The sequence below is a fragment of the Stenotrophomonas maltophilia genome (assembly GCF_004920835.1).
Lineage (GTDB): Bacteria > Pseudomonadota > Gammaproteobacteria > Xanthomonadales > Xanthomonadaceae > Stenotrophomonas > Stenotrophomonas maltophilia_AQ.
Window position 1 is genome coordinate 88,075 of sequence record NZ_QFHO01000002.1, and the last position, 21,131, is coordinate 109,205.

Consider the following 21,131-nt stretch of genomic DNA (forward strand, 5'->3'; position numbering starts at 1 on the left):
GGGAGTGCGTTGGTAGATGCCGACCTTGGTCGGCGCTTTCGTGCCAACCAAGGTTGGCACCTACCGAAGCGGGTGCATGGTTGGCGCCCGCCGATGCGCATGCATGGTTGGCCCCCACCGACGCGCATGCAAGGTTTCGGGATGATGTTGGGGTCTGTCCCCGGCATCGTTCCACCTCCAAGACAATCCGACGCAACATGCGTGCTATTGCCGTCATCGGCATTGCTCTATTGTTGAACCCGATTCTGGATCTTGGGGAACACACCGCATGGCGGTAGAAGCAGCGACCAGCGAGCTGGTCAAGGTCGTGGCCCTGTTGGGCGCGGCGGTGGTGATGGTGCCCCTGTTCCGCCGGGCCGGCCTGGGCTCGGTGCTGGGCTACTTCGCTGCCGGCCTGGCGATCGGACCGTTCGGGCTGGGCTGGTTCTCCGACCCGCAGGCCATCCTGCATACCGCCGAGCTCGGCGTGGTGATGTTCCTGTTCGTGATCGGCCTGGAAATGCGGCCCTCGCACCTGTGGAGTCTGCGCAAGGAAATCTTCGGGCTGGGCACGCTGCAGATCGTCACCTGTGCGCTGGTGCTGACCAGCATCGCCAAGCTGTTCGGCCTGCCATGGCAGGTCGCCTTCATCGGTGCCACCGGTTTCGTGCTCACCTCCACCGCGGTGGTGATGCAGCTGCTGGCCGAGCGCGGCGACATCGCGCTGCCGTCGGGGCAGAAGATTGTCTCCATCCTGCTGTTTGAGGACCTGCTGATCGTGCCGTTGCTGGCGCTGGTGGCCTGGATGGGCCCGAGCGCGGGCAGTGCCGATGGCGAAGGTTCGCGCTGGCTGTCGGTGGCGATCGGCGTCGGTGCCATCGTCGGCCTGGTGCTGGTCGGCCGCTTCCTGCTCAACCCGCTGTTCCGCGTGCTGGCCGAATCGAAGGCGCGCGAGGTGATGACCGCCGCCGCGTTGCTGGTGGTGCTGGGCGCGGCGCTGCTGATGCAGCTGTCCGGTCTGTCGATGGCGATGGGCGCGTTCCTCGCCGGCGTGCTGCTGAGCGAGTCGACCTTCCGTCACCAGATTGAAGCGGACATCGAGCCGTTCCGCGGCATCCTGCTCGGCCTGTTCTTCCTCAGCGTGGGCATGGCGCTGGACCTGAGCGTAGTGGCCGCGCACTGGCAGCTGATCCTCGGCCTGGTGCTGGCGTTGATGGCAGCCAAGGCGCTGTGCATCTACGTGGTGGCGCGCATCATGGGCAGCGATCACGCGCAGGCGCTGGATCGCGGCGTGCTGATGGCGCAGGGCGGCGAGTTCGCGTTCGTGCTGTTCTCCGCCGCCGCATCGGCCGGCGTGATCGATCTGGAGATCAATGCCAACTTCACCGCCGTGGTGGTGCTGTCGATGGCGCTGACCCCGCTGGTGGTGCTGGTGTACAAGCGCATCGCACCGAAGCCGACGGTGAACATGGATGGCGTGGACGAGGCCGACGGCCTGTCCGGCAGCGTGCTGCTGATCGGCTTCGGCCGCTTCGGCCAGGTCGCCAGCCAGTCGCTGCTGGCGCGCGACGTGGATGTGACCATCATCGACAACGATGTGGAGATGATCCAGAGCGCGGCGCGATTCGGTTTCAAGATCTACTACGGCGACGGCACGCGTCTGGACGTGCTGCATGCCTCGGGCGCGGCCACCGCACGTGCGATTGCGGTGTGCGTGGACAAGGCTGAGGCCGCCGATCGTATCGTTGAACTGGTGGCGCACGAGTTCCCGCAGGCCAAGCTGATGGTGCGTTCGTTCGACCGCGAGCACTCGCTGCGGCTGATCCATGCCGGTGTCGATTTCCAGATCCGCGAGACCTTTGAATCGGCAGTGCTGTTCGGCCAGTCTGCACTGGTCGAGCTGGGCGCTGACGAAGACGATGCGATCGAGATCGCGACCGAGATTCGCCGCCGCGATGCCGAACGATTCGAGCTGGAGATTGCCGGTGCCGGGCTGACTGACGGAGCGCGGATGATGTACGGCAACACGCCACAGGGCGTGCCGACACCGACCCCGTTCACCGCGCCGAAGCGGGAGAGCAAGACGCTGAACCCGCAGGATGTGCCGGAAGAGGAAGAATAAGGTCTGCGGGTCGGATCCCTTTCCAAAGGAAAGGGCTCTGACCCGTTTTGCCATGTTGGGGTCAGAGCCCTTTGCCTGTGGCAAAGGGATCCGACCCCATCAGGACCCCATTCCGCGGTGGGCGAGGGGGCCTGAATCGGGGACAATAGCGTCCCCGCCGCCCCACGCCCGCTCCCGATGACCGATTCCGCCCCCCAGCTTCCTGCCCGCATCCTTGATGGCCGCCGCATCGCCGAGGACCTGCTCGACAGCCTGAAGGTGCGGGTCGACGCCCGTGTCGCCGCAGGTGGCAGCCGCCCGGGCCTGGCCGTGGTGCTGGTCGGTGGCGACCCGGCCTCGACCGTGTACGTGCGCAACAAGCGCCGTGCCGCCGAGAAGGTCGGCATCGAAGCGCATGACTACGATCTTCCGGCCGGTACCACCGAAGCCGAGCTGCTCGACCTGATCGACCAGCTCAACGCCGATCCGAAGATCAACGGCATCCTGATCCAGCTGCCGCTGCCGGGCATCCCCGACGCGCGCCGCCTGATCCAGCGCATCGACCCGCGCAAGGACGTGGACGGCTTCCATCCGGAAAACGTCGGCCACCTGGCCCTGCGCGAGTTCGGCCTGCGCCCGTGCACCCCGCGTGGTATCACCACGCTGCTGGGCCACACCGACCAGCCGGTGCGCGGCCGCAACGCCACCATCGTCGGCGTCAGTAACCACGTCGGCCGGCCGATGGGCCTGGAGCTGCTGATTGCCGGCTGCACCGTGACCAGCTGCCACAAGTTCACTCCCAAGGACGTGCTTGAACAGGCCGTGCGCAACGCCGACATCCTGGTGGTGGCGGTGGGCCGCCCGGGCATCGTGCCGGGCGAGTGGGTGAAGCCGGGCGCGGTGGTGATCGATGTTGGTATCAATCGGTTGGACGACGGCCGGCTGGTGGGTGATGTCGGGTTTGAAGCGGCTGCCCAGCGGGCCAGCTGGATCACCCCGGTGCCGGGCGGCGTGGGCCCGATGACCGTGGCCACGTTGATGCAGAACACGTTGGAAGCGGCGGAAGCTGGGGTTTGACGGTAGTGCCCTGAACAGATCCCCGCCCGCGCGACACTGTGTCGCAGGATTACCTATTTCCGGTTACCAAAATTACTGTTCTTGGTCGCCAAAACAGGGTAAAATGTCGCGCTTCCCCACATCTCGGGTATGCCGATGCTGCGCATCCAGGCTGAAGCACTCACTTACGACGACGTCTCGCTCGTCCCCGCTCATTCGACCATCCTGCCCAAGGACGTCAACCTCGAAACGCGGTTGACTCGCGACCTGAAGCTGAAGCTTCCGATCCTGTCCGCAGCCATGGATACCGTCACCGAAGCCCGCCTGGCCATCGCCATGGCACAGCTCGGCGGCATGGGCATCATCCACAAGAATCTCAGCCTGGAACAGCAGGCCGCGGAAGTGGCCAAGGTCAAGAAGTTCGAGGCCGGCGTCATCCGCGACCCGATCACCGTCGGCCCGGAAACCACCATCCGCGACGTGCTGGCCCTGACCCAGGCGCACAACATCTCCGGCGTGCCGGTGGTGGGCAGCGACGGCCTGCTGGCCGGCATCGTGACTCACCGCGATATGCGCTTCGAGACCGAGCTGGACGATCCGGTCCGCCACATCATGACCAAGAAGGATCGCCTGATCACGGTCAAGGAAGGCGCCGCCTCTGACGAAGTGCTGCAGCTGCTGCACCGCAACCGCATCGAAAAGGTGCTGGTGGTCAACGATGATTTCGCCCTGCGTGGCCTGATCACCGTCAAGGACATCCAGAAGAACACCGACTTCCCGAACGCTGCCAAGGATCTGTCGACCCGCCTGCTGGTCGGTGCAGCCGTCGGCGTGGGTGGCGATACCGATCGCCGCGTGGAAGCGCTGGTCGCCGCCGGCGTGGACGTGATCGTGGTCGATACCGCGCACGGCCACTCGCAGGGCGTGCTGGACCGCGTCAGCTGGGTCAAGAAGAACTTCCCGAACGTGCAGGTCATCGGTGGCAACATCTGCACCGGCGAAGCCGCATTGGCGCTGCTGGACAGCGGCGCGGACGCAGTCAAGGTCGGCATCGGCCCGGGCTCGATCTGCACCACCCGCGTCGTCGCCGGCGTCGGCGTGCCGCAGGTCACCGCCATTGACCTGGTGGCCGAAGCGCTGCAGGACCGCATCCCGTTGATCGCCGACGGTGGCGTCCGCTACTCGGGCGACATCGGCAAGGCGCTGGCCGCCGGTGCCTCGACCATCATGGTCGGTGGCCTGCTGGCCGGTACCGAGGAATCGCCGGGCGAGACCGAGCTGTACCAGGGCCGTTCGTACAAGAGCTACCGCGGCATGGGTTCGCTGGCCGCCATGGAGAAGGGGTCGAAGGACCGCTACTTCCAGGACGCCGCCACCGCCGACAAGCTGGTGCCGGAAGGCATCGAAGGCCGCGTGCCGTACCGCGGCCCGGTGGGCGGCATCATCCACCAGCTGATGGGCGGCCTACGTGCCACCATGGGCTACGTGGGCTGCGCCACCATCGAAGACATGCGCAGCAAGCCCAAGTTCGTGAAGATCAGCGGCGCCGGCCAGCGTGAGAGCCACGTCCACGACGTGACGATCACCAAAGAGCCGCCGAACTACCGCGCCTGATGCGCTTGCGAACTGCTCTTGCGATTACGGGCAGCCTGCTGATGGCAGGCTGTTCGTTGTCCGAACCGCCGCCGCGCTCCGGGTCTCCGGGCGCGGCGGTTTCGCAATTGCAGGACGTACAGGCGTGCCAGAACGCGTTCTCGCTGCCGAAGGGCTGGCAGGTGCAGGCCGCTGGCGAGCAGCGCTGGCTGCTGAAAGGCACCGGCGAGCGCCCGCTGCAGGTCACGCTGCAATGCATTACCGAGCTGCTGCACGGGCCGGATGATCCGGTGCTGACGCCGGTGTTGGGCTCGCTGGAGCCCGCACGGATGAGTGTGCGCTGGGCGTCCTGGGGCGCTGCGGATTCGGGCGTCTCGATGGCGGCGCTGCAACGGCGCATCGTGCCCGGCACCGAAGTGCAGGAAATCGCTGAGCTGCCGCGCGCTGACCGCTCCAATCCCAACGCACCGCACGGCCTGCTGATGCTGCGCTGGGACGAGGAAGACACCTCACATATTCAACAACGCGAGGCGTTCATCGCCACGCTGACGCAGAGCCTTGAAGCGCCGGGCGCTGCGAAAAACACCACTGGAACGGCACCATGACCAACATCCATAACGACAAGATCCTGATCCTCGATTTCGGCGCGCAGTACACGCAGCTGATCGCCCGCCGCATCCGCGAGCTGGGCGTCTACTGCGAAATCTGGGCGTGGGACCACAACCCGGCCGAGATCGCCGCGTTTGGCGCCAAGGGCATCATCCTGTCCGGTGGCCCGGAATCGACCACGCTGCCGGGTGCCCCGGCCGCGCCGCAGGAAGTGTTCGACAGCGGCCTTCCGATCTTCGGCATCTGCTACGGCATGCAGACCCTGGCTGCCCAGCTGGGCGGTGCCACCGAAGCGGCGGACCAGCGCGAATTCGGCCACGCCGAAGTGAACGTGATCAACCCGGATGCACTGTTCAAGGGCCTGAGCGACCACGGCGGCGAGCCGAAGTTGAATGTCTGGATGAGCCACGGCGACCACGTCTCCGTTGCACCGCCGGGCTTCACCATCACCGCCACCACCGACCGCATTCCGGTGGCCGCCATGGCCAACGAAGAAAAGCGCTGGTACGGCGTGCAGTTCCACCCGGAAGTGACCCACACCCTGCAGGGCCAGGCGCTGCTGCGCCGCTTCGTGGTGGACGTGTGCGGCTGCCAGACCCTGTGGACCGCTGCCAACATCATCGACGACCAGATCGCCCGCGTGCGCGAACAGGTGGGCGATGACGAAGTGATCCTGGGCCTGTCCGGCGGCGTCGATTCGTCCGTCGTGGCTGCACTGCTGCACAAGGCCATCGGCGACAAGCTGACCTGCGTGTTCGTGGATACCGGCCTGCTGCGTTGGCAGGAAGGCGACCAAGTGATGGCGATGTTCGCCGAGCACATGGGCGTGAAGGTGGTGCGCGTGAATGCCGCCGACCGTTACTTCGCTGCGCTGGAAGGCGTGAGCGACCCGGAAGCCAAGCGCAAGATCATCGGCAACCTGTTCGTTGAGATCTTCGATGAAGAGTCGAACAAGCTGAAGAACGCCAAGTGGCTGGCGCAGGGCACCATCTACCCGGACGTGATCGAGTCGGCCGGCAGCAAGACCGGCAAGGCGCATGTGATCAAGAGCCACCACAACGTGGGCGGCCTGCCGGAGCACATGAAGCTGGGCCTGGTGGAGCCGCTGCGCGAGCTGTTCAAGGACGAAGTGCGCCGCCTGGGCGTTGAGCTGGGCCTGCCGCGCACCATGGTCTACCGCCATCCGTTCCCGGGCCCGGGCCTGGGCGTGCGTATCCTGGGCGAAGTGAAGCGCGAATACGCTGAGCTGCTGGCCAAGGCCGATGCCATCTTCATCGATGAGCTGCGCAAGGCGGATCTGTACGACAAGACCAGCCAGGCCTTTGCCGTGTTCCTGCCGGTGAAGTCGGTGGGCGTGGTGGGCGACGCGCGCGCTTATGAGTGGGTGATTGCGCTGCGGGCCGTGGAGACGATCGACTTCATGACCGCGCACTGGGCGCATCTGCCGTATGAGTTCCTGGGTACGGTGAGCAACCGGATCATCAATGAGTTGCGGGGGGTGTCGCGGGTTGTTTATGACATCTCGGGGAAGCCGCCGGCTACTATTGAGTGGGAGTGAGTTTAAGAACGAGGGCGCCGAGAGGCGCCCTTGTTCTTTGTAGGCGTCCAGTGCTGAACGCCAACGTCAGTAAATTTGGCTAGCCTACTTGCGAGTAGCTATATGAATTTTTGACGTTCTTTGCAAAATAGCTCCCAACGGAAGGTGCCGAAATTAGCTCTTGATGGACGTAAGGAGGGACGCCGAAGTACTGGTAGATGCCGCCCTTTAGAAATTCAACCTCAAGTGTCTGTGATTCTTCGTGGTACCCAACTGACGCGAGGTTCGATGAGCTCACTGGATTGCGTTCCATTGCTAGTCCTTTTGACTGCTGTCTTGGTTTCTCCAGGCGCTTACGAGCTTGGAGTAATCTTCGGCGCCTCGGTCTGCGCGCCACCTACTGCCGATCTCTGGATCTCCGCTTGTTGGATATTTCCCTTCAGGTAGGACATTGAATCTGCAACGAGTTGGTAGTTGCGCAGCCTCGCCGACTATTACTGCTTCCCCCGTCCGCAGTACTGGTAGTGAATCAATTACTCCGGCGAGCCCATCGGACATGGCTGCCTTCACAATTCCTCTATCGGTTGAATTGTTAATTCGAAGGGAAATTATCGTTCCACACTGTGAAAGTATAGTTTCGTCTATCTCCGAAGGACGTTGGCTAACAATCATGGCGCCAACACCAAACTTCCTGCCTTCCTTGGCAATTCGCTGGACCATCTCCTTTGATTCGCCTCCCTGAGACTTTCCGAGGTAGCGGTGCGCTTCCTCTAGAACGATCAGCAAAGGTCGTTCGCGCATGCCTTCTTTTGCATTCCTGCCCCAGATAGCTGCTTCAAAAAGTATGTCTAGAAGCGCTCCAAGAAGCAGGCTAAGCCTGGCTGAAGGCATTCCGGAGAGGTCGAAAATAGTAACCGGCTTGTCATGCCCCAGCCACTCATCGAGAAGCCCGTCCAGATCTCTTTTGACTGTCCCATCCTTTTCTGGGTTCCAATCACCAGGCTGAAGTAGGAAGGAGAACTGTGTATCGAGCAGCCTCGATTTCATAAGGTCGAGCTGCCTCTTGAGTGCTCCAGGTCCACCCTTCTTGGGGAGTGAACTTCCTGCCCCAGGAGGAAGAAACTTGGGAGCTATCAATGTTTCGAAATCCCCCTCGCCGCCTTCTGCATAGGCTGGCTTCGTCATTTCGGCGTCGGAGTAGTTCACTCCGTCGTCGTGGCAAAGGTCATACCAGATCTTTTTGATTCGATATGGAAGAGGCGTGCTGCTGGTAACATTGCTCGGGTCGATGTTGGCGATTCCATTTGTCCCGATTCCTAGTCTCTTCTCCTCAACTACCTTGTCCATAAAAGACGATCTTTGAGATTCATTAGGACTATTAAAAACAAGATCAAACAGCTTGTCTGGGGATATGCACCAATAAGGAATGTAGAGCTGATTTCCTTCCTTGGGCAATATAGAGAAAGACTTTGCGATATCGCTCAGCGCGGGACCGTATTCGCCGTGGATATCAATTAGCATTACGCGGGCTGATGGCGCAGGCCTCTCATCAGAGCCGATAAGCATTGATCTCAAAATGCTCGCTGTGCTTGTGGACTTTCCAGATCCAGTAGAGCCAAGGACTGCGGAGTGTCGTGCGACGAGCTTATTTAGGTCAAGGCTTACCTCAATTCCCTCTGAGCTTGAAAGGCGTCCCACTTGGAAGTGGCTTTTCAGATCATTTCTAAATATTCTCTTTAAGTCGCTATCTACAACAAAGTGGACTTGGTCGCCGATGCTTGGGTACTCGCTGATTCCCCTGTCGAATACTCCGCCAATAGATTCGCCAACCAGCTCTACCTTAATCCACTTTCTATCGGAGGAAATCGTTTCCTCGAGGTTGAGTGTTGATGTTTCACTCGATTCGGATATTATTCCGTAGAGGTGGTTGTATCCGATTGGTATTTTTACAAAGCTTCCGACTTGGCCAATTCTGTAGTTCCGTCCTTCAAGCACAACAATTCCAGAGTCGACCGTGGATGCTATCTCAACCGAAATCGATGAACTGGATACTGAACTAACGAGGCCTAGGTAGGTGGGCTGAGTTGCCACTAATTATCCCCCGTTGCAGCGTCTTGAGGAGTTGGTTGCAACGGTGCCTCTTGCGACACGTCACTACCTGCGATCGCTAGGAAACGCGCAAGCTTCTTGAAGTCACCGAGGAGGAACTTGCCGTCCTTGTAGTACTCGGACCTAATTTCGTGCCAAGTGCGCGTTGGCTGTGCGCCAATCTTCCACTTTGCTTCAACGCCATTAATTACTGCACCATCACTGCAGAATGCACTGATGCCGGGGCATTTGAGTGCTAGCGATTTGGCTGAGATCTCTTCGGCGAGACTATTAAACTGAAACGCGAACAATGCAGATGATGGGTTCGCCAGCAAACACTCAAGTAGTCGAGATGAGATGTGCGCATCGGCAAATGAGAAGCCTGTGCTTATGATCAGCGTGTCAGGCTCCAGAATAAAATTCTTCAGACGCTCAAAAAGCGAGGAGAACGGTGCTGCTTGTGTTTGATCGTACTTAATGTGGGATGGGTAGACCAAATTTGCGTTAGTTGAGTTCGGGATCCGAACTACCTCGCCCTTTCTGTTGGTTTCCCATCCGATCGATCCGTGAAGCTTCCAGAGCCGCACCCACCTCGCAGGTAGATCGTTTTTTGCGATACTTGAAGGATCAAAGAATGCTGACTTCGACCCGCTAAAACCATCGAAGTACGGTGTTCGCGCGCGCTCCAACGCATTCTCCAGGAGTAAGTCATAATTGGTTGTAAAGATTTCGACTGCATGCTTTCGATCTATTCCATTAATCCATGAGACTAGCTCTGAATATGGATTGGCGCCTTCTGGAAGATCCTGGGATACCACCCGTCTGATGGAATTGCAGATTGATTCAGAGAGATCGTTGAAGTCGGCAGCAGACGACTCGAAAATATTCCCGTCGCCGACAACCTCAGATAGCATTCTAATTCTGGATAGGACCTTTTCCAAGTTAGAGTCCGCTATGGAGTCCCTTATCTTGGAGTATGCTGTTGCTTGAGCTGGGTTAAGGCTTTCGAGGACTATTAATTCCAGTCCCGCAATGTTTGGTATTAATGGCTTCCAGGTTTCGTCATTGCTCGTATTGATGCTGACAGGCGCTCCAGCTCCGAGGAGTATTGCTATTCTCTTTCTTCCATTTGTCGCGAGCTGGCGCAGCGCGAACATATACTGATCTGGGTTGTGTGATGTGTTGTCCATAATTTCCCCCTGTATAGAATAACAATTATCTCCTTTCGTGATTACTTGGAGTTTTGCTGTCCATCTCCTTTGAGATCATTGAACTTGGATGCCATTGTTGGGTTTCCCTTGGTGAGCTTTTTTATCGTAACGTCTTGGGCTTTATCGTTGGCCAGCCGGAGATTTCGATCCGTCCCCAATAGTGCGTCTTTCGTCTTCTGTAGGTGGTCAATTGACTTATCAATTTCAATGATGGCAGTCTGAAATCTCTTGGCCGCCAGGTCGTAATTCTTTGAGAAGGCCGACTTGAATGAGTCCAGTTGATCCTCGAAGTTTGTTATGTCAATGTTTTGGGCTTTCATCAGCGCAAGCTCAGACCTATATTTTAGTGAATTGAGTGATGCGTTTCTGATCAATGCAATCAATTGTATGAAGAACTGTGGCCTGATAACGTACATCTTTGCGTACCGGTGCGAGACGTCGACGATCCCTGTGTTGTATAGGTCACTGTCTGGCTCAAGGAGTGAAACCAGGACTGCGTACTCACACCCCTTCTGGGAACGATCCTTGTCGAGCTCTTTGAAGAAGTCTTCGTTCTTACTTTTAGTTGAAGTTCGATCTGCTTCATTCTTCATCTCAAACATGATCGAGGTGATCTCGACGCCGGATATATCGGTGTCGCGAAAAATATAATCACCTTTGCTGCCAGATCGCGCATCATTATCTTTTTCAAAGTACGCCGTCGGAAAGGCGGTCGCGCGGATCCTGTTGAACTCATTCTCGCAATGTTGCTCGAGTGTTTCTCCCAGCATCTTGGTGGAAAGTCGTACCTTCATGTCACGTAGTCTCTCTATGGACTCATCGCGATCCTTAAGTAAAGTCTCATACTTGTCCTTTAGAGATTTCTCTGCAAGAAGGCGTTCAAGCTCGGATTTTTCAAGTTGACTTCGAAGTTCCTGGGCCTGTTTCTCTTCCTTGCCAACTGCTTGGGAGATTTCCAGTTTGTTGCTTGCTTTAGAGTTGTCGAGCTGGTTCTTTAATTCTTGGATCTCGCGGTCCTTGGATGACGTTGCAATGGCGAGGTCTCGTGATAGTTTGACTTCCATCAAGCTCAGCGCGCTCGCGTTATCTGATCGCGTTTGTTCAAGCTGTCTCGCTAAGTCATCGCGCTGCTTCTCTATGCCGTCAAGTGCTTCGCGAACAGCTAGCTGTCGAGCAGTTTCCTCTCCATCGATTTTTGATTGTAGTCTTTGTATCTCGCGATCCTTGTCGAATTCCTTTTTTTGAAGGTCTCTTGTGCTCGCTGCTACGGCAAGTTCAACGGCGCTTCTCTTCTCTTGCTCGGCTAGGTCAAGCCGCTCTCGAAGTTGCCTTTCAAATTCGGCATCTCGGACTTGCTTTAGGATTGCCGCATAGCCAGAGCCGTCAATCTTGAAGGCTTTGGCGCAGTGCGGGCAGATGATCTCGGGCATTCTATGATCTCCGATCGATTTCAACTAACTCTGACCGACCCCAAGCCGGTTTGCCACTGGCGGCGCGGAGACAACTAGTTGGGGGGATCTGTCGGATAGTAGATGAACATCGCGTGCTTGTCTCATAGTCGTGTCATAGCTTGCCTCGGGCATATGATCGCGCTGCGTTACTACGGCCCCCATGCGTGTCGAAGAATTCGGTGTCACCCCCGCGCTTAAAACTTTCAATGCGGTGATGAGACTTTAGTTGGGCGGGCGTGTCGAGTACAAAGCTATAGAACGAAAGTAGTATTCCGCGAGCTCGAATCCTCTCTGTATCGGTCCAGTTATTTTTCCCCCTACGGTGGCCTAGCTTCCCTATAGACCAGCTCGACCAGCTCTCGTCCAGCAAAGTGAAAGCCCTCAACTAGGCCCTCTTCCAGATGTCAGTCGGGCGTGGACATCGCCTCATGGCGCCTTGCTGCGTGCGGGATCTCCACCGCGGCCAGAATGGCCACTGCCGCACGGCCAACGCCTGTCAGAGCCCGTCGGTGGCGCCTTCAGAGAGCTTCTCCTCCGGCCCGGTTCGCGATCGCGCTTGAAGCAGCCCTGGAACATGAGGAGTTCCGGGAAATGGGCAGGCGCCTTCGTTGATGGAGCCATTTGCAGAGAAGGGTGGATTCTCGCAAGTGGGCATGTCGCGGACCTACGCGTTAGTAGGGCCTAGCGCCAGCCGCTGCAAACGGTTGGCAGACAGTGCGAGTTACAAACTAGGGCGGCTAGCTGGCGCGCGCACGCTCTCACTCCGGCCTAACCTCCCGACAAGCCCACTCAACCAGCCCTCGGCAAGCCAAAAACAACCCATCCACAACCCCCTCATCCAAATGCCGCTCTGGGTCCGCAGCCACCCGGCAGCGGTCCGCCGCGTGCAGCAGCTCCAGCACCGTAAGCGCGCCAACCATCGCGCGCTCACTCCTCGCCAGGCTTACGCGGCGGCCCGGTGACACGTCGTTCTCCGGCCAGGGATGCCCATCAGCCCCCTCGCAGCCGCGCATGCGCTTGAGGATGCCGAGCAGGGAGTTCAGGTCGGGTAGGGGAGTGTCGTCGTTGATGGGTTCAACAACGGTGTACGAAGAGAAGGTGTCGGATTCGTTCATGGCGTCGGCTTCCGTGGCTGTGCTTAACAGCGCCACCGCGAAGAGGTGGCGGACGATGCGTGGCTGCAAACCGGTTGATGCAGCGCTATTGGCCGGTGAGTCCGAAGACTCCCACGCACCGCCCGCCAGAAAGGCCGACGGATTGCCCGCCGGCACCGGTTAAGGACGGTGCCGACGGGCAAGCGTAAACAACTTGCGCGTGCATCAAACGGGTTTGCAGACCCGGAGCCACCCGTTGTCGGTGGCACGTCATGGTGTTTACGCCGTCGCTTCGAATGCCAATAGAAATTCGCGAACGAATCGTTGAATCCGAGAGCGAAGAACTATTGTTGCACGCACCATTCGTGCAAGACGCGACGTCACCAGACGCATTCGCGCAGCTGCTCTGTTAGTTGCGAACCAAACTGCCGCAATCGCCCACGCCACAAGCGAATAGCGCGACGGCTTCCTTTGCAACAGTTCTTAGTCCGCCTCGGCAGGCAGCGGCGCCGGATCAGCCGCACTCCCCGAAAATCGGTTCAATCCCGACAACGCCAGCGAACCTCGCAGCCTCAACCAACGCCATCCTCAGCCGCATTCCCCACCAGCAAATCAATCATCGCCTCAATCATCGCCCGCGCCGCCGCCGACTGCCGCCGATGCGGCGCATAGATCACCGAGAACGGCCGAGATCTCCCCCGCAGCTGCGGCAGCACTTCCACCAGCTCCCCACGCAACAGCCGCTCGCGCACGATGAAATCATAGCTCTGGCAGATGCCGATGCCCTGTTCGGCCAGCGACACCACGCCCAGCACATCGTCGGAGGTCTCGATGGACGAGCGCGGCAGCCAGTCCACGTCGCGCCCGCCGTCGCGGAAGACCCAGGGCGCCAGCCGCCCGGTGCGCGGCATCACGAACGGCAGGCACAGGTGCTGCTGCAGGTCGTCCAGCGTCTGCGGCGTACCCCGGCGCTGCAGGTAGTCCGGCGAAGCCACCAGCATCAACGGCGCGTCTTCCAGCTTTCGCGCTACCAGCCCGCTGTCCGGCAGCTGGCCCAGGCGGATGGCCAGGTCGAAGCCTTCGGCCACCAGGTCCACGTTACGGTTGGTGATGTTCAGTTCCACCTGCACCTACGGGTACTGCTGCGCAAACCGTGCCAGCACGGGCGGCAGCCGGTAGTGGCCATAGGTGGTGGGCACGCTCAGGCGCACGCGGCCGGCCAGCGCACCGTCCTGGGCCAGTACGTCGCGCTCGGCCTCGTCCAGCAGGCCAAAGGCGGTGCGCACCTGTTCCAGATAGAGCCGCCCGGCGTCGGTCAGTCCCACGCGGCGGGTGGTCCGCTGCAGCAGCTGCCGGCCCAGCCGCGCTTCCAGGCGGGTGACCGCGCGGCTCAGCACCGAGGGCGTGGTGGACAGCGCCACCGCGCCGGCGGTGAACGAGCCGTGCTCGACCACCGCCAGGAACACCTCCACATCGCCCAGGTAGTCGAACTTGCGGCTCATTTGGCTCTCCGGGGAACAGATGTTTTGCGACAGGGCCAATTTATCGCTGCTGGGGCGATGAATAAAGTGGCCGCCATTCCCCGATAGGAGCTCCCCCATGAACCTGATGACCCGGCTGGCCGCAGCGCTGGCCCTGACCTTGGCCGCGACCGGCGCGCAGGCCGCCAACGTGCTGGTGGTGCTGTCCGACGAAAACCACCTGGACCTGAAGGACGGCAAGGTGCTGTCCACCGGCTTCTATCTCAACGAGCTGATGCAGCCGGTCAAGCTGCTGCTGGACGCGGGCCACGAGGTGACCTTCGCCACGCCGCAGGGGCGGGCGCCGACGGTGGACGCGTCCTCGGTGACGCCGGCGTACTTCGGCAACGATGCCGCGCAGCTGACGCTGCACAAGGGCCTGCTGGAGAAACTGGCGCTGACCTCGCCGACGGCCTCGCCGGTGGTCAGCCTGGCGCGCATCGAGCAGCAGGGCTACGCGCGTTTCGATGCGGTCTACATTCCCGGTGGCCACGCGCCGATGCAGGACCTGCTGAAGAGCCCGGCGCTGGGCCGGCTGCTGGCCAACTTCCACCAGCGCAACAAGACCACCGCGCTGGTCTGCCACGGGCCGATCGCGCTGCTGTCCACGCTGCCGGATGCTGCGGGTTTCGTGGCGACGCTGGAGGCGGGTGCGATGCCGGGCACGCCGAAGTGGATCTACAGCGGCTACCAGATGACGGTGATCAGCAACCAGGAAGAAGAGCAGGCCAAGCCGCTGCTGGGCGGCGGTGAGATGAAGTTCTACCCGCAGACCGCGTTGCAGCGGGCGGGTGCGCGGTTCAGTAGCAACAGCACGCCGTGGACGGCGCATGTGGTGGTGGATCGGGAGCTGATTACCGGGCAGAACCCGGCTTCGGCGCTGGCGGTGGGGCAGCGATTGGTTGAGCGGTTGAAGTAGGGCGGGTTCTGCATCGCATGCGGTGCCGTGGCACCATGGTGGATCGGCTTCGTTCTTATGGGCGAGGCCGGTTACCCAGGGAAGCCATTCACTCCGACATGCGAACGTCCGTCCTCTTCATTCTCTCCGCGCTGTGCCTGGTTCTGCTGTCTGGCTGCGCCAGTGGGCCGGAGTATCACCATTACAGTCGCGAGATCACCAGCGCGTTCGTGGCCGACGACGGCAAGCTGTATCTGCTGCCTGTCTATGACGAGCCCATGCGCTTCGACGCCGCGCCGTTCCGTGACTACCGTGCGCTGATGGACAGCCCGTTGCGCCAGGCCGTGGTCTGCGCGCAGTTGTACATCCGTGAGGACTGGCGCGTGCCGGCCGACAGGAGCAAGGTGCATGGCAGCTACGCGCTGCTGCTGCGGCCAGAGCAGGTGACGCCGGAGCAGGCGGCGCAGTTCAAGCTGGAGCGGTTGGAGATCAGCCCGCGGGTGGCCAAGGCCATCGACGAGTTGACGCGCCGACCGTACATCCTTGAAGCCCGGAGCCGCTACGAACTGGCGGCCAACCCGGACTGCAATCTTTCCAGGAAGGGCGGCAGCTATTACAGCGCGCTGTTCGAGGGGGATGGCGAGCGGGTGCAATTGCCGGACGCTGCGGCGCTGGCCGCGAAGGCGAAGCTACCGCAGTCGATTACCGCGCGGGCTGAGCGGATCCGGCCGGACGATACGGACAAGCCGGGGGTTGGGACGGCGGCCGGGAAGGTGCTGGGCGCGGCGCTGATTCCTGTGGCGGTTCCGGTGTTTGTGTTGAGCCTTCCGTTTTTGGGGCCGGATCATTGGAAGTGATGGGGCGTTGAAGCCGAAGCATCCACGCGTGGCGTGGATCTACTGATCTTCAGGCCTTGCTCCTCGGCCTCCCACCCGCACGCAGCGTACTCGCCAGCGCTGGAAGGTATGCAACGGTGTCGGTTCGAGCGACGACAACGAATGCATCAGCACGTCGTTGGCTCATTCCCTCTGGCGGAAAGCCCTGAAGGCTGATGCCCGAAGCCTCGAGCAGGGTGGATGCACCGGTATCGAGCAGGATCAATGCCTCCTTGCCATTGATGACGGCGGGCAGGCGCGGCATCACCATCGTTACTGTGGAAGGTGCGGTCAAGGCACAGCGTGTCGGCATCGGTGCCACCACCTACATCAGGACCGGTGGTGACGTCCGACTACTTCGTCGCCAAACTCATCCCATGGGGAGTGGCAGCGGTTCCGGCTCCAAGCTTGAGAAGTCAGGCCAGTCGCGGCGCACGAGCCCGGCGCAGGCGCTGTGTCCAAAGGGGTTTCCGTTTCCGATAAGCCGATATGAACGGACGGGCCGGCGCAGGGCCGGCCCGTAGGCGGATCAGGAGGACTTGGCCAGCTTGCTGTTGCGGATGCCGTAGCCCAGGTAGATCAGCAGGCCGAGCAGGGTCCAGCCAACGAACAGGTGCCAATGCACCACGAAGGCCTGCCAGAACAGGAACAGGCAAGTGGCCGCGCCGAGCGGGCAGATGATCCACACCGCCGGCACGCGGAACGGGCGGTGCAGGTCCGGCTTGGAATAGCGCAGCACCAGCACCCCGATGCAGACCGTGGCGAAGGCCAGCAGGGTACCCATCGACACCAGTTCGCCCAGCACGTTCAGCGGCACCAGGCCGGCCAGTGCGGCGGCGATCACGCCGACCACGATGGTGGCGACGTACGGGGTGCGGAAGCGGGCATGGACCTTGCCGAAGAACTTCGGCAGCAGGCCGTCGCGGGAGATGGTGTAGGCGATGCGGGTCTGGCCCATCATCATCACCAGCACCACCGAGGACAGGCCGGCGATGGCACCGATCTCGACCAGCGTCTTCAGCCAGGCCAGGGTCGGGTAGGGCTCCAGCGCGGTGGCTACCGGCTTGTCGGTGCCCAGCAGGTGGTACGGCATCATGCCGGTCAGAACCGCGCAGACGATGATGTAGACAATGGTGCATACCGCCAGCGAGCCGAGCAGGCCGATCGGCATGTTGCGCTGCGGGTCCTTGGTTTCGCCGGCGGCGGTGGAGACCGCATCGAAGCCGATGTAGGCGAAGAACACGATCGTTGCCGCACGGAACACGCCGCTCCAACCGAACTCACCCGCCACGCCGGTGTTTTCCGGGATGAACGGTTGCCAGTTGGCCGGATCGATGTGGGCCGCGCCGATGCCGATGAACAGGCAGATGACGGTGACCTTGATCGCCACGATGATCGCGTTGACGAAGGCCGACTGGGTCACACCCACGTACAGCAGGCCGGACACCGCCGCGACGATCAGCACCGCCGGCAGGTTGAACAGCTTGCCCGAGGCGATGAACTCGCTGCCGGTCCAGGCAATGGGAGCTGCGCTGAGCGCATCCGGGAACGGCATGTGCAACGTGGTGGTGATGAAGCTGATCAGGTACGCCGACCAGCCCACCGCGACCGAGGCCGAGGCGAACAGGTACTCCAGCACCAGGCACCAGCCGATGAACCAGGCCATGCCTTCGCCGAGGGTGGCATAGGAATAGGAGTAGGCACTGCCGGAGACCGGCATCATCGCTGCGAACTCGGCGTAGCACAGGCCCGCCAGGGCGCACGCGAAACCGGCGATGACGAACGACAGCATCACTGCCGGGCCGGCGTGGTTGGCCGCAGCCTGGCCGGTCAGCACGAAGATGCCTGCGCCGATCACCGCACCCACGCCAAGCAGGATGAGGTGTTTAGCCGTGAGGGTCCGTTTCAACGTGGCTTCGCCGTCCAGGCTGCCTTCGATGGGTTCGCCAGCATCGACGTGCCCCACCGGCTCGAGTGGCTTGATTCTCAATAGGGCTTTCAACATGTGTATCTCCTGGAGATCGAATCAGGCGGTTTGTCGATCGTTGCCGACGGCCTGGAAGGCTAGGAAGGAGCTGTCAGAAGGACATGCCTAAAGCGATCTGCGGGCGAATGAAGTCAGCGGAGTTGCGGCCATCCAGCGTAAATTCGACGCCGGCGATCAGCCCCACTGACGCATTGAAGTGGTACTGCAGGGCCGGAGCCATGCTCAGGCTTCTGCTGGCAGGTCGCTGTTCGTAGATGGGTTGAATGCCATTTCCAGTTGCAGGAACATAACCGCGCAGGTTCTGACGGCCCTCACGAGTCCCTGCGATTTCCATCACCGCTACCCAGCGCGGATTGAAGCTGTACTCGGCGCCAATCGATGCCCTCAGTACGGAGCCGCGGGCCATGCTGCCCTGGAAGCCGGGTGGGGTGCCGTAGATGCTGGCACCAGAGATGGCGATGCGTTCGGGTGTGGGGCTTACGCTGAAGTGAGCTCGCCAGCGCAGTGGTCTTTCATTCTTCATCCAGATGATCTGTTGAATACCCAGGCCTAGTGTTGTGCGTTGAACGCCATCGCCTTGTGCATTCAGTGCGTTATCGGTGATGCGATCATGGTTGCCTGTGGCGAAGCGTTGCGTTAGTGACACGGATATCGCTGGCCGCGTGCCATCGGTACTGGGTTGTTGCAACAAGTAAAGCAGGCCGGCGCTGCTGCCGGTCATTCGGAATCCATCACTGCGATCGCTACCTGACTCCGCGCGAACTGCCGCGAGACTGATCTGGCCGGTAAGCCGTTCGCTCACTCCATAGGACATCGGCAGCAACAGCGACCAATCGCCGCTGTCCACTTCGAGACGCTGCCTCTTGCCAGCATCATCAAAGATCCTCTTGCTGTCGGTGCGAACTAGATAGGGTTGGATATACCAATTGCCTTTCCGTACTCCGGCAGGATTCGGAGTGATCAACGGTCCTGTGAAATTGACGGTCTTCAGATCGCGCTCCGAAGGAGCGGCCATCGCCTGAGGTGCATTGAACAATGCAACGATCAAGGTTGCGAGAGATGAAGATCTGCGCATACAGGCTTTTCCTTGTGGGTAAGGGCTCAGTGTCAAATCTGCTTTAAGCCCGACTACCTTCGGATGCGCGTGTGGTGAATACAATTCACAAACCTGCTGGAGAAATCTGGTGCGCTCTTGACTGATGTTGGTGACGCAACATGTGCAAGGTGGGCCCGTCAAGAACGCAACACGGGTCACGGCGACAAGCGATCACGCCGTCACTCAGTCACACCGATTCCTTCTATGTACCGAGTACGGCCTTTGGGTGTGAGAGGCTGGCGGTGATCTCCGTGCCGGGGTGTCGTCACCTGTCACGATGTGGCCAGCAGGCGACCAATGTGCGCGGCTGCACGTCAGGTTCGTACACGCCAATAGCCTATTGGTACTAGCCCGCCTATTCAGCTGGTTGATGTTGCCTCAGGGACTCAATGGGTCATCAATATGATCACGTTCGTTGCATGGTGAAGCGACGGTGCCCATTCGGTCCGGAGCTCCGGGCTAAACCATTCGCGGCCACACCGTTCTTGTCGGGGTCTCTCTTTCGTCCGTGCTCAGCATAAGCGTGGCCGCATGCTGTAGTTCAGTCGATGCCCCTGGTAGTAAGCCAGCAGCCGACTCCCATGTTCCTGCTGCTCGGATGGAGTTGTGGTCAACATGTAGCCAGCATCGACGCCTGGTGCCATCACCGCATGCAGGTGATGGCAGTGCGCAAGTTCAATCCGGTCAGGCGGCGCACCTGTGCCTGCTTACCAGCAGGGGTCACTAGGGCCTTCCGCAACAGATCCAACTGATTCCGCTCTGCCTGAGGCTGTAGCGGCAGTGCGCGGGCATCACGATGGGCAGGCACAGGTGCTGCTGCAGGTCATCCAGTGTCTACGGCGTCGCAGGCAATCCGGCGCAGCCACTCCGGCAGCTGGCTCAGGCGGATGGCCAGGTCGAAGCCTTCGGCCACCAGGTTCACGTTGCGATTGGTGATATTCAGTTCCACCTGCTGCGGGTACTGCTGCGCAAAGTGCGCCAGTACTGGCGGCAGCCGGTAGTGGCCATAGGCGGTGCGCACGCTCAGGCGCACGCGGCCGGCCAGCGCGCCGTCTTGGCCCTGCACGTCGCGCTCGGCATCGTCCAGCGGGCCGAAGGCCGTGCGCACGAGTTCCAGATAGAGCCGCCCGGCGTCGGTCAGGCCCTTGTCGACCACACTAAGTTTCACCGACTCAACTTGGAGCCTGATGGACCACATGGCACCATGGCGCCCGGCTCTGATCATCAGGTAAGACGAGGCCTTGTTTCCACGAAAGCCATTCACGACGACATGCGAACGTCCGTCCTCTTCACCTTCTCCGCCCTGTGCCCGGCTCTGCTCTCTGGCTGTGCCAGTGGCCAGGAGGAGCACACCTCAAGCCGCGAGATCACGGGTGCGTTCGTGGCCGACGACGGCCAGCTGTACCTGTTGCCGCGCTTTGAGGAACCGATGCGTTTCAATGCCGCGCCGTTCCGCGAGTACCGCGCGCTGATGGACAGTCCGCTGCGCGAGGCGGTGGCCTGCGCGCAGATGTACTTCCATGAGGATTGGCGCGACCCGGCCAACAAGGCCAAGGTGCACGGCAGCTATGCGCTGCTGCTCCGGCCGGAGCAGGTGACTCCGGAACAGGCCGCGCAGTTCAAGCTAGAGCGGATTGAGGTGATCCCACGCGAGGCGAAGTATGTGGATGAGCGCGCGCGCTACTACCTACCGCAGGATCGGAGCCGTTATGCGCTGGCGTTTGATCGTGCCTGCAATCTTTCAAGAAGGGTGGCAGCTATTACAGCGCGCAGTTCGGGGGCGACGGCGAGCGGGTGAAGTTGCCGGATGCTGCTGCGCTGGCGGCGAAGGCGAAGCTGACGCAGTCAATCATTGCGCGGGCAGAGCGGATCCAGCCGGAGGATACAGACAAGCCGGGGGTTGGGACGGCGGCCGGGAAGGTGCTGGGCGCGGCGTTGGTGCCTGTGGCGGTTCCGGTGTTTGTGTTGAGCCTGCAGTTCCTGGGGCCGGATCATTGGAAGTGATGGGTTGAGGAGAAGCATCCACGCGTGGCGTG

The 21,131-nt window shown here is 60.9% G+C and carries 16 protein-coding genes and 2 pseudogenes; 8 read left to right on the plus strand and 10 right to left on the minus strand.

The genetic code is table 11. The features are described from left to right. The first annotated feature begins 268 nt into the window (after positions 1–268). The 5 genes from DI041_RS01905 (at position 269) to guaA (ending at position 6,896) form a co-directional block, all read left to right on the plus strand. Positions 269–2,101, plus strand: a complete 1,833-nt coding sequence (locus tag DI041_RS01905; RefSeq protein WP_046982890.1) for a monovalent cation:proton antiporter-2 (CPA2) family protein — start codon at positions 269–271, stop codon at positions 2,099–2,101. 177 nt (positions 2,102–2,278) lie between these two features. Beyond that, positions 2,279–3,157: a bifunctional methylenetetrahydrofolate dehydrogenase/methenyltetrahydrofolate cyclohydrolase FolD gene (folD, locus tag DI041_RS01910; protein ID WP_136639456.1), complete on the plus strand. Its 879-nt coding sequence runs from the start codon at positions 2,279–2,281 to the stop codon at positions 3,155–3,157. A 135-nt stretch (positions 3,158–3,292) separates the two neighbouring features. Then, entirely contained in the window at positions 3,293–4,750 is a 1,458-nt protein-coding gene (guaB, locus tag DI041_RS01915; protein ID WP_136639455.1) for an IMP dehydrogenase, read from the plus strand. Between the two features lie 107 nt (positions 4,751–4,857). Continuing rightward, on the plus strand, positions 4,858–5,334 hold the full coding sequence (locus DI041_RS01920; protein WP_211195214.1) for a hypothetical protein: 477 nt from the start codon (positions 4,858–4,860) through the stop codon (positions 5,332–5,334). Then, positions 5,331–6,896 (plus strand): glutamine-hydrolyzing GMP synthase, encoded by a 1,566-nt coding sequence (gene guaA, locus DI041_RS01925; protein ID WP_136639453.1) that lies wholly within the window; start codon positions 5,331–5,333, stop codon positions 6,894–6,896. The genes DI041_RS01920 and guaA overlap by 4 nt, the downstream gene beginning before the upstream one ends. A gap of 79 nt (positions 6,897–6,975) precedes the next feature. Here guaA and DI041_RS01930 read toward each other — a convergent pair whose 3' ends face one another. The 6 genes and pseudogenes from DI041_RS01930 to DI041_RS01955 form a co-directional block, all read right to left on the minus strand. Further along, on the minus strand, positions 6,976–7,188 hold the full coding sequence (locus tag DI041_RS01930; protein WP_106549632.1) for a KTSC domain-containing protein: 213 nt from the start codon (positions 7,186–7,188) through the stop codon (positions 6,976–6,978). Between the two features lie 2 nt (positions 7,189–7,190). Further along, positions 7,191–8,966: an ATP-binding protein gene (locus DI041_RS01935; RefSeq protein WP_136639452.1), complete on the minus strand. Its 1,776-nt coding sequence runs from the start codon at positions 8,964–8,966 to the stop codon at positions 7,191–7,193. Further along, positions 8,966–10,120 carry an SIR2 family protein gene (locus DI041_RS01940; protein WP_248298495.1) on the minus strand — a complete coding sequence of 385 codons (1,155 nt, stop codon included), beginning with the start codon at positions 10,118–10,120 and terminating at the stop codon, positions 8,966–8,968. The genes DI041_RS01935 and DI041_RS01940 overlap by 1 nt, the downstream gene beginning before the upstream one ends. Positions 10,121–10,194: 74 nt before the next feature. Then, positions 10,195–11,604, minus strand: coding sequence for a DUF2130 domain-containing protein (locus DI041_RS01945; RefSeq protein ID WP_136639450.1), 1,410 nt, complete (start codon positions 11,602–11,604; stop codon positions 10,195–10,197). 779 nt (positions 11,605–12,383) lie between these two features. Next, complete coding sequence (locus DI041_RS01950) at positions 12,384–12,740, minus strand: hypothetical protein (protein WP_136639449.1); 357 nt, start codon at positions 12,738–12,740, stop codon at positions 12,384–12,386. A 551-nt stretch (positions 12,741–13,291) separates the two neighbouring features. Beyond that, positions 13,292–14,221: pseudogene (locus DI041_RS01955) on the minus strand (LysR family transcriptional regulator). A gap of 97 nt (positions 14,222–14,318) precedes the next feature. Between DI041_RS01955 and DI041_RS01960 the strand changes: the two are divergent. Then, positions 14,319–15,158, plus strand: a complete 840-nt coding sequence (locus tag DI041_RS01960; RefSeq protein ID WP_136639448.1) for a type 1 glutamine amidotransferase domain-containing protein — start codon at positions 14,319–14,321, stop codon at positions 15,156–15,158. Between the two features lie 98 nt (positions 15,159–15,256). Next, on the plus strand, positions 15,257–15,994 hold the full coding sequence (locus DI041_RS01965) for a hypothetical protein (protein ID WP_136639447.1): 738 nt from the start codon (positions 15,257–15,259) through the stop codon (positions 15,992–15,994). Between the two features lie 49 nt (positions 15,995–16,043). Here the strand turns inward: DI041_RS01965 and DI041_RS01970 are convergent, their stop codons facing one another. The 4 genes from DI041_RS01970 to DI041_RS01985 form a co-directional block, all read right to left on the minus strand. After that, positions 16,044–16,277, minus strand: coding sequence for a hypothetical protein (locus DI041_RS01970; protein WP_136639446.1), 234 nt, complete (start codon positions 16,275–16,277; stop codon positions 16,044–16,046). A gap of 264 nt (positions 16,278–16,541) precedes the next feature. Next, complete coding sequence (locus DI041_RS01975) at positions 16,542–18,017, minus strand: amino acid permease (RefSeq protein ID WP_136640129.1); 1,476 nt, start codon at positions 18,015–18,017, stop codon at positions 16,542–16,544. A gap of 73 nt (positions 18,018–18,090) precedes the next feature. Next, positions 18,091–19,074, minus strand: coding sequence for a hypothetical protein (locus DI041_RS01980; RefSeq protein WP_136638678.1), 984 nt, complete (start codon positions 19,072–19,074; stop codon positions 18,091–18,093). Between the two features lie 844 nt (positions 19,075–19,918). Further along, positions 19,919–20,263, minus strand: coding sequence for a LysR substrate-binding domain-containing protein (locus DI041_RS01985; protein ID WP_248298449.1), 345 nt, complete (start codon positions 20,261–20,263; stop codon positions 19,919–19,921). A gap of 102 nt (positions 20,264–20,365) precedes the next feature. Between DI041_RS01985 and DI041_RS01990 the strand changes: the two are divergent. Next, a pseudogene (locus DI041_RS01990) lies at positions 20,366–21,099 on the plus strand (hypothetical protein). Positions 21,100–21,131 lie beyond the last annotated feature (32 nt).

Excerpts from the sequence above, each read along its gene's own strand:
- guaB (WP_136639455.1), top strand. The coding sequence starts at position 3,293 with ATGCTGCGCATCCAGGCTGAAGCACTCACTTACGACGACGTCTCGCTC.
- DI041_RS01905 (WP_046982890.1), top strand. The coding sequence starts at position 269 with ATGGCGGTAGAAGCAGCGACCAGCGAGCTGGTCAAGGTCGTGGCCCTG.
- DI041_RS01945 (WP_136639450.1), bottom strand. The coding sequence starts at position 11,604 with ATGCCCGAGATCATCTGCCCGCACTGCGCCAAAGCCTTCAAGATTGAC.
- DI041_RS01940 (WP_248298495.1), bottom strand. The coding sequence starts at position 10,120 with ATGTTCGCGCTGCGCCAGCTCGCGACAAATGGAAGAAAGAGAATAGCA.
- DI041_RS01930 (WP_106549632.1), bottom strand. The coding sequence starts at position 7,188 with ATGGAACGCAATCCAGTGAGCTCATCGAACCTCGCGTCAGTTGGGTAC.
- DI041_RS01960 (WP_136639448.1), top strand. The coding sequence starts at position 14,319 with ATGAACCTGATGACCCGGCTGGCCGCAGCGCTGGCCCTGACCTTGGCC.
- folD (WP_136639456.1), top strand. The coding sequence starts at position 2,279 with ATGACCGATTCCGCCCCCCAGCTTCCTGCCCGCATCCTTGATGGCCGC.
- DI041_RS01975 (WP_136640129.1), bottom strand. The coding sequence starts at position 18,017 with ATGTTGAAAGCCCTATTGAGAATCAAGCCACTCGAGCCGGTGGGGCAC.
- DI041_RS01980 (WP_136638678.1), bottom strand. The coding sequence starts at position 19,074 with ATGCGCAGATCTTCATCTCTCGCAACCTTGATCGTTGCATTGTTCAAT.
- DI041_RS01965 (WP_136639447.1), top strand. The coding sequence starts at position 15,257 with ATGCGAACGTCCGTCCTCTTCATTCTCTCCGCGCTGTGCCTGGTTCTG.
- guaA (WP_136639453.1), top strand. The coding sequence starts at position 5,331 with ATGACCAACATCCATAACGACAAGATCCTGATCCTCGATTTCGGCGCG.
- DI041_RS01970 (WP_136639446.1), bottom strand. The coding sequence starts at position 16,277 with ATGCCGCGCCTGCCCGCCGTCATCAATGGCAAGGAGGCATTGATCCTG.
- DI041_RS01950 (WP_136639449.1), bottom strand. The coding sequence starts at position 12,740 with ATGAACGAATCCGACACCTTCTCTTCGTACACCGTTGTTGAACCCATC.